This is a genomic window from Actinomadura sp. CNU-125 (assembly GCF_001942465.1).
Lineage (GTDB): Bacteria > Actinomycetota > Actinomycetes > Streptosporangiales > Streptosporangiaceae > Spirillospora.
This window is the reverse complement of sequence record NZ_MKJY01000262.1, coordinates 1-7778: the sequence shown is the minus strand read 5'-3', so window position 1 is coordinate 7778 and position 7778 is coordinate 1. Positions and strand designations below refer to the sequence as shown.

At 74.1% G+C, this 7778-nt stretch carries 7 protein-coding genes and 2 pseudogenes; 5 read left to right on the top strand and 4 right to left on the bottom strand.

Annotated features, from left to right (window positions below):
• The 3 genes and pseudogenes from BJF79_RS55930 to BJF79_RS27540 all read left to right on the top strand — a co-directional run.
• Positions 1 to 284: pseudogene (locus BJF79_RS55930) on the top strand (hypothetical protein); the annotation flags it as partial.
• A pseudogene (locus tag BJF79_RS61880) lies at positions 281 to 589 on the top strand (aconitate hydratase); the annotation flags it as partial. The pseudogenes BJF79_RS55930 and BJF79_RS61880, both read left to right, overlap by 4 nt.
• A 40-nt stretch (positions 590 to 629) precedes the next feature.
• Positions 630 to 2216 carry an aconitate hydratase gene (locus tag BJF79_RS27540; RefSeq protein ID WP_262402667.1) on the top strand — a complete coding sequence of 529 codons (1587 nt, stop codon included), beginning with the start codon at positions 630 to 632 and terminating at the stop codon, positions 2214 to 2216.
• A 43-nt stretch (positions 2217 to 2259) separates the two neighbouring features.
• Here the strand turns inward: BJF79_RS27540 and BJF79_RS27535 are convergent, their stop codons facing one another.
• Complete coding sequence (locus tag BJF79_RS27535) at positions 2260 to 2667, bottom strand: DUF2795 domain-containing protein (RefSeq protein ID WP_075901699.1); 408 nt, start codon at positions 2665 to 2667, stop codon at positions 2260 to 2262.
• A gap of 147 nt (positions 2668 to 2814) precedes the next feature.
• Here BJF79_RS27535 and BJF79_RS27530 point away from each other — a divergent pair, with 147 nt between their 5' ends.
• Positions 2815 to 4260: an aminotransferase class I/II-fold pyridoxal phosphate-dependent enzyme gene (locus BJF79_RS27530; protein ID WP_262402666.1), complete on the top strand. Its 1446-nt coding sequence runs from the start codon at positions 2815 to 2817 to the stop codon at positions 4258 to 4260.
• Here BJF79_RS27530 and BJF79_RS27525 read toward each other — a convergent pair.
• The 3 genes from BJF79_RS27525 to BJF79_RS27515 all read right to left on the bottom strand — a co-directional run bounded on the left by BJF79_RS27525 (position 4235) and on the right by BJF79_RS27515 (position 7257).
• Positions 4235 to 5647: a cytochrome P450 gene (locus BJF79_RS27525; RefSeq protein WP_262402665.1), complete on the bottom strand. Its 1413-nt coding sequence runs from the start codon at positions 5645 to 5647 to the stop codon at positions 4235 to 4237. The genes BJF79_RS27530 and BJF79_RS27525 overlap by 26 nt on opposite strands.
• 95 nt (positions 5648 to 5742) lie before the next feature.
• The gene (locus BJF79_RS27520; protein WP_075901697.1) at positions 5743 to 6396 is read right to left on the bottom strand and encodes a pyridoxamine 5'-phosphate oxidase family protein; all 654 of its coding nucleotides are present in this window, start codon (positions 6394 to 6396) and stop codon (positions 5743 to 5745) included.
• A 111-nt stretch (positions 6397 to 6507) separates the two neighbouring features.
• Complete coding sequence (locus BJF79_RS27515) at positions 6508 to 7257, bottom strand: DUF899 domain-containing protein (protein WP_075901695.1); 750 nt, start codon at positions 7255 to 7257, stop codon at positions 6508 to 6510.
• Between the two features lie 158 nt (positions 7258 to 7415).
• Here BJF79_RS27515 and BJF79_RS53840 point away from each other — a divergent pair.
• On the top strand, positions 7416 to 7778 hold a 363-nt coding region (locus tag BJF79_RS53840; RefSeq protein WP_187357067.1), incomplete at its 3' end, for a maleylpyruvate isomerase N-terminal domain-containing protein.

Sequence of the window (7778 nt, the reverse complement as noted above, 5' to 3'; positions counted from 1 at the left end):
TGCTCGGCGACGGGCGGTTCGTGCTGGTGACGGCCGTGAAGGACCCGGCCGTGGGCTACCTGGCGCGGCGGTGGGCCGGGCGGGTGCGGCTCGCGGTGGCGGGCGGGCCGACCCGCGGCACCGTGCTGGTCCGCCCGGACGGGTACATCGCGTGGGCGTCCGGGGAGACGGTGCCGGACCGGCGGGCGGACGCGATCCGCGCCGCGCTCGCGCGCTGGTGCGGGCGTCCGGCCGAACGGTCGTCCGAGCACGTCACGGTGGAAAGAGGGGGAGCTGAGCGATGACGGACGGGGTGGCGCGCAAGCTGATCGCGGCGCACCTGGTGAGCGGGGAGATGACGCCCGGCGCGGAGATCGGGGTGCGGGTCGACCAGACCCTCACCCAGGACGCCACCGGCACGATGGTGATGCTGGAGCTGGAGGCGCTCGGCCTGGACCGGGTCCGGACGGACGTGTCGGTGCAGTACGTCGACCACAACCTGCTGCAGGCCGACGAGCGGAACATGGCCGACCACATCTTCCTGCGGTCGGCGTGCAGGCGGTACGGCCTCTGGTATTCGGGGGCGGGCAACGGTGTGTCGCATCCGACGCACATGGAGCGGTTCGGGGTTCCGGGCGCGACGATGGCGGGTGCGGACTCGCACACTGCGCCGCCGGGTCCTCGGCATGCTCGCGGTCGGCACCGGCGGGCTGGAGACGGCGATGGCGATGGCGGGGGAGCCGCTGCACATCACGATGCCGGAGATCTGGGGCGTCCGGCTGACGGGGGAGCTGCCGCCGTGGCTGAGCGCGAAGGACGTGATCCTGGAGATGCTGCGGCGGCACGGGGTGCGCGGCGGCGTCGACCGGATCATCGAGTACCACGGGCCGGGCCTTTCCGGGCTGACGGCGATGGACCGGCACGTCATCGCGAACATGGGCGCCGAGCTGGGCGCGACGACGACGGTGTTCCCGGCGGACGGGCGGGTCCGCGAGTTCCTGCGCGGGCAGGGCCGCGAGGCGGACTTCACCGAGATCGTCGCCGACCCCGGCGCCCGCTACGACGTGACGGACGAGATCGACCTGGCGTCGCTGGAGCCGCTGATCGCGCGGCCCGGCTCGCCGGGGGACGTGGTGCCGGTGCGGGAGGTCGCGGGGGAGGAGGTGCACCAGGTCGTCGTGGGTTCGTCGGCGAACCCGGGCCTGCGGGACTTCGCGGCCGTCGCGGCGATCGTCCGGGGCCGGCGGGTGCACGCGGGCGTGTCGCTCGACGTGAACCCCACGTCGCGGCAGATCCTCCTCGACCTCACCCGGACGGGCGCCGCCGCGGACCTGCTCCAGGCGGGCGCGCGCATCCACCAGACGGGGTGCCTGGGCTGCATCGGGATGGGGCAGGCGCCCGCGATCGGCCGCAACAGCCTGCGGACGTTCCCGCGGAACTTCCCGGGCCGGTCCGGCACCGAGGACGACCGGGTGTGGCTGTGCTCGCCCGAGACGGCCGCGGCGGCCGCGCTCACCGGGAAGATCACCGATCCCCGGGACCTGCCGATGGACCCGCCGGTCGTGCGACTCCCGGAGACCGCCGCGTCCGTCCGGGGCGAGTTCGAGGAGCCGCTCCCGCCCGGGCGGGCGCGCGAGGTCGTCCTCGACAAGGCGCCCAGCATCGGGGTGCTGCCGGAGCTGGACCCGCTGCCGGACGACCTGGAGGTCCCGGTCGTGATCACGGTCGGGGACGACGTGTCGACCGACGAGATCCTGCAGGCGGGCGCGCGGGCGCTGCCGTTCCGCAGCGACATCGCGCGGCTCGCCGACTTCGCGTTCGTCCGGCTCGACGCGGGCTACCCCGAGCGGGCGCGGGAGGCGGGGCCGCACGCCGTCGTCGCCGGGCGCAACTACGGGCAGGGGTCGTCGCGCGAGCACGCCGCGATCGCGCCGCGCCACCTCGGGCTGCGGCTCGTGCTGGCCTGCGGGTACGCGCGGATCCACTGGCAGAACCTGGTGAACTTCGGGATCCTGCCGCTGGAGTTCGCGGACGAGGCCGACCGCGAGCGGATCGAGCGCGGCGACGTCCTGCGCGTGGGGAACGTCCGGGACGCGCTGCGCGAGGGCGGGGAGATCGAGGTCCGCAACGTCACGAAGGACGAGACGTACCGGGCGCGGCACCGCCTGTCGGCGCGGCAGCTCGAACTGGTCGCCGCGGGCGGGCAGATCCCGCTGCTGCGCGAACGCGTCCGCTGACCCGGGCGGGCCGGCGGACGCGTGCGTAAGGCGCGGCGGTGTTTCAGTAGCGGCGTTCCTCCCGGCCGTAGCCGAGTTCCTCGGCGATGTCCGCGAGGTTCTCGTACTCCCGGTCGGACAGTGTCCGCAGGGTGTCGATCGCCTCCTCGGAGCCGCCCGACTCCGCCGCGTTCCGGATCACCTCGTTGCGCCGCGCCGGGTAGCGGACGCCGGTGAGCAGCCGCGCGAGCGCGCTGCGCTCCTCGACGTCGGACGCGCTCATGCCGGGCGGGGAGCCCTCGCGCGCGTCGCCCGCCGGTTCGTTCGGCTCCCAGATGTCGCTGTCGGAGGTCGGCTCGGTCTCCTTGAACTCCTCCGCGTGCGTGGAATGGCCGCCGCGCACCATGCCTTGGGTTTCCCGGCCGATCTCGTCGTCGAGCTTCGCGCCGTGCTTGTCGCTCTTGTCGGGCATGTTGACGGCCCTCTCTTTCGTCCTTCCCGTGCGCCTACCGAGCACATCGTTCCCGGGCGGACGTGCCCAAACATGCGGCTACCGGCCCTTTCGGGCCCATAGGATGCGGGGGCGGTGGCGATGGCGGGTCAACGGGAGGTCCACACGGTGGCGGGGCACATGACGCCGGAGGAGTTTCGCCGGTACGGCAGGCAGGTGGTCGACTGGATCGCCGACTACCAGGAGAAGATCGAGTCGTATCCGGTGCTGTCGCGGGCGCTGCCCGGCGAGGTGCTGGCCGGGCTGCCCGAGCATCCGCCGGAGGAGGGCGAGGGCTTCGACGCCGTCCTCGCCGACATGGACCGCGTCGTGATGCCGGGGATCACCCACTGGCAGCACCCGAACTTCTTCGCCTACTTCCCGGCCAACGCCAGCGGCCCGGCGATCCTCGGCGAGCTGCTGGCGGCCGGGCTCGGCGTCCAGGGGATGCTGTGGGCGACGAGCCCCGCCTGCACCGAGCTGGAGACCCGCGTCCTGGACTGGCTCGCCGAGCTGCTCGACCTGCCCGCCCGGTTCCGCTCGGACGGGCCCGGCGGCGGCGTCGTCCAGGACTCGGCGTCCGGCGCCGCCCTCGTCGCGATCCTCGCCGCGATGCACCGCGCGGACGGCGGCGCGTCCGGCCGCGACGGCATCGACGGCCGCCGCACCGTGTACGTGAGTTCGCAGACGCACTCGTCCCTGGAGAAGGCCGCGCGGATCGCCGGGATCGGCGCGGCGAACGTCCGCGTCGTCGACGTCGACCCCGGCACCCTCGCCATGGACCCCGCCCGCCTGGACGCGCTGCTCGCCGAGGACGCCGCCGCCGGTGCGCTGCCCGTGCTGGTCTGCGCGACCGTCGGCACCACCTCCACCACGGCGATCGACCCGGTGCGCGCGATCGGCGAGGTGTGCCGCCGGCACGGCGTCTGGCTGCACGTCGACGCCGCGTACGCGGGCGTCGCGGCCGTCTGCCCCGAGTTCCGGTGGATCAACGACGGGCTCGCCGAGCACGCCGACTCCTACTCCACGAACCCGCACAAGTGGCTGCTCACCAACTTCGACTGCAACACCATGTGGGTCGCCGACCGCGAACCGCTCCTGGGCGCCCTGTCCATCCTCCCCGAGTACCTGCGCAACCGGGCCAGCGCGTCCGGCGACGTCGTCGACTACCGGGACTGGCAGATCCCGCTCGGCCGCCGGTTCCGCGCCCTCAAGCTGTGGTCGGTGATCCGCTGGTACGGGGCGGAGGGGCTGCGCGAGCACGTCCGCACCGGGGTGCGGCTGGCGCAGGTGCTCGCGGCCGAGATCGGCGCCGACCCCGGGTTCGAGGTGCTGGAGCCGCACCCGTTCGGGCTGGTGTGCTTCCGGCCCTGCCGGGACGACCTGGACGGCGACGACGCGGACGCCGAGACGCTCCGGCTGATGGAGCGGGTCAACGCGTCCGGCGAGCTGTACCTCACCCACACCAGGGTCGGCGGGCGGGTGCTGCTGCGCATGGCGATCGGCGCGCCCGCCACCACCGAGGAGCACGTCCGGGCGGCTTGGAAGATCATCCGCGGCGCATCAGCCGCATGATCCGCCGCACCAGCGACTTCGTCCCGGGGTCGCCGTCCGCCGCGGCGCCGTCCTGCGCCGGGGCGGCGTCCTCGGGGTCCGGACGTTCCGGGAGCGCCTCGGCCAGCGTGTAGTTCACCGGCAGCGACCGCAGCCCCCGGACGATCGGGGACGAGCGCCACGGGAGCCGGTCCGGCGGCACCGCCAGCTCCAGGGACGCGAACCGGTGGAACGCCCGCTCCACGGCGATCATCGTGATGGTGGTGGCCAGGTCGCGGCCGAGGCAGGCGTGCGGGCCCGCGCTCCAGGCCAGGTGCGCGCGGGAGCTGTAGACCGAGTCCTGGGAGCCGCCACCGGTGAAGGCCGGGTCCAGATGGGCGGCGGCGGGGGACACCATGACCGGGTCCCCGGCCGCGATCCGGAACCGGCCGAGCCGCATGTCCGACCGCGGCCACCGGAACGCCAGGTTCGCCATGGGAGGGTGCGCGATGGACGCCCGGTTGATCGCCTCCTTGATCATCCCGGCGGACAGGCTGTCGCGGGCGCCGGTCGTCCCGGCCAGCACCTCGGCGATGGTGTTGGAGATCAGGTTGGCGGTGACGTCGGTCGCCAGCCCGGTCAGCATCGCCATCTCGCGGGTCAGTTCCTCGGCGGTCAGGTCCGGGGCGGCGGCGAGCATGAGGGACGGCAGGTCGTCGCGCGGTTCGCGGACCCGCGCCGCGCACACCTCGGCGACCCGCGCCATCAGCCGGTCGGACGCCTGCTGCGCGTCCGGGCCGGCGTCCATGACCCGCCACAGGTCCACGATCAGCTCGTCGCCGCCGGAGTCGGCCGGGAGGCCGAGCAGCCGGCCGGTGACCATCAGCGGCAGCGGGCGGGCGTACTGCGCGGACAGGTCCGCCCGCCCGGTCCGGCCGCCGCTCTCGGCGAGGACGCTGATCAGCTCGTCGGCGTAGGCGTGCACCGCCCGTTCGAGCTCGCGGGCCTGCGGGCGTCCGCGCTCCTGGAACGGACGCAGCCCGTCGCTCCACGCGCTGCGCAGCCGGGTCGACTCGGCGCCGTCCCGGAACGCGGAACTGTCGGATTCGGCCACCGGGAGCATCGGCCAGTCCGCGGGGACCCGGCCCTCCCGGTACGCGCGCCAGGAGTCGACCCGCCTGCTCCACACGCCGCGGGCGTCCCGCAGGACGTCCAGCACCTGCGAGTAGCCGATCACCAGCCACACGGGCACGCCCAGCACGTCGACGGGCGCGACCGGGCCGTACTCGGCCCGCAGCCGCTCGTAGAAGTCGCCGGGCCGCGACTCGTAGTCGGGGCCCGGCAGGGGAGTGCGGGCCAGCGCCTCAAGGGGCGGGTGCGGCGCGGACTCGGCGTGCGGGGACTGGGCTCGGGGGATCTGCTGCTCCACGAACGATCACCCTAGGAGAGATCACCTGGAATGGGGAGGTTGTGACGGAATCTCCGCTGAAGTTCGTTCGTTCGTGCCGGGTCCGGATCGGCGACCTATTTCTTGTAGAGCTTCCGCTCGTACTGCTCGGGCGTGTAGTGGTGCTCCAGCTCTTCCAGAGACTCCTCGGTGTACTGGACGTCCTTGACGATCCGGGCGTGCGACGGCAGCGCGTCCGGCTCCCAGTCGTCGGGACGCCACAGCTTCGACCGCATCAGCGCCTTGGCGCAGTGGAAGAAGATCTGCTCGATCTCCACGACCAGGGCGAGAGCCGGACGGTGGCCCCGCACGATCATGTCGTCGAAGAACGGCGCGTCCCGCAGCAGCCGTGCCCGGCCGTTGATCCGCAGGGTCTCGCCGCGCCCCGGCACCAGGTGGATCAGCCCGACGCGCGGGTTCTCCAGGATGTTGAGGAACCCGTCGCGCCGGTTGCCCGGCCGGTCCGGGATCGCGATCGTGGTGTCGTCCAGGACGCGGGTGAACCCGGGCGGGTCGCCCTTGGGGGAGACGTCGCAGTTCCCGGCCGCGTCGCTGGTCGAGATCAGGCAGAACGGCGACCGCGCCAGCCATTCGCGGTCCCACGCGTGCAGCGTGCGGCGCTCCTTGTCGATCGCCCGCCGCATCGGGGCGCCCAGCAGCTCGCGCAGTTCCGCCGCGGAACCGACCTCCGTCCAGCGGGAGGCTTCGGTGGACTCGGGGATGAGCGTCATCGCCGCTGCTCCTTCGCGCCGGGGCCGGGGGATCAGCGTAACCGCCGCCGCCCGTTCGCCGCCCCCGCGGGCCGCCGGGCCGCCCCCGCGGGGCCCGGCGGGCGGCCGTGCTCAGCGCGCGAACTCGTCGTCGTACTCGTCCGGGTACGGGATCTCGCTGCCCGCCGGCATTCCGCCGGTACCGCGCCCCGCGGGCTCCTCCCAGTCCTCCTGGCGGCCCAGCGCCGTCATGTCCGCGAAGTAGTACGAACCGCCCACCTGCTCGACGCCGCGCGCGTACGCCGAGTACGTGTGGAAGACGTCGTCGCCGTCCCGCAGGAAGCAGCTCGTGCCCGGCAGGTCCATCGGTTCCCCGTCCGCGGGCCGGTCGAACGGGCCGTAGTTGTACTCCTCCGGCGCCCTGGACGAGTCGAGGGTGACGTGGAAGTCGAGATTGAAGTCGTCGCCGCGGGTGCTGTACCAGGGGAAGGGCCAGCCCATCGCCTCCCGGAAGGGGCCGATCTTCGACTGCGGGGCGCGCGACGTCACGGCGTAGGCGGTGTCCAGGGCGCGCAGGTGGCGGAGGAGCCCCACGGAGATCTCGGCGAGGCCCGACGAGCAGCTGCGGCAGGGCCGCTCCCACTCGGGATGCCACATGGCGTGGTAGACGATGAGCTGCCGCCTCCCCCCGAACAGGTCGAGCAGGCTCGCCGCGCCGCCGGGCCCCTCGAACGCGTAGTCCTTCTCGATCCGCACCATGGGCAGGCGGCGGCGTTCGGCGTTCAGCGCGTCCCGTGCGCGGGTCAGTTCCTTCTCCCGGACGAGCAGGTCGCGGCGGGCGGCCTCCCACTCCTCGCGGGAGACGACGTCGGGCACGGTCATGGGTTCTCCTCCGCGGTCGATGGTCCGTTCCCCCTACCGACCCCGGGCCCGCCCGGAACTCATCGGTGCCGCGGCGGTGATTTCCCGCCGCCCGCGCGGTCGGCATGTGCAGGACGGCCGGCGGTCCGGGACGGGCCGCACGAGGGCGGGAGGCACGCGTGGAGACGGCGGCGCTGCTGGAGGAGGCGATCGCGTTCGCGCTGGACGCGGTCGGACCGGTGACCGCCGCGTCGCTGGGCCGGCCGACCCCGTGCCGCGGCTGGGATCTGGGGCTCCTGCTGCTGCACGCCGCCGACTCGCTGGACGCGCTGGCGGAGGCCGCGGCGACCGGTACGGTGCGCCTGCTCCCGGACTCGGCGATCCGGCCGGACGATCCCGGCGCGGCGTTCCGGGACGGCGCCGCCCGGCTGGCCGGCGTCTGGACGGCCGCGGACCGCGCCGGGCGCACGGTCACGATCGGCGGCTGCCCGCTGCGCGCCGGGGTCGTCGCGGCGACGGGCGCCATCGCGATCGCGGTGCTC

Excerpts from the sequence above, each read along its gene's own strand:
- BJF79_RS27520 (WP_075901697.1), bottom strand. The coding sequence starts at position 6,396 with ATGACGCTCATCCCCGAGTCCACCGAAGCCTCCCGCTGGACGGAGGTC.
- BJF79_RS27535 (WP_075901699.1), bottom strand. The coding sequence starts at position 2,667 with ATGCCCGACAAGAGCGACAAGCACGGCGCGAAGCTCGACGACGAGATC.
- BJF79_RS27515 (WP_075901695.1), bottom strand. The coding sequence starts at position 7,257 with ATGACCGTGCCCGACGTCGTCTCCCGCGAGGAGTGGGAGGCCGCCCGC.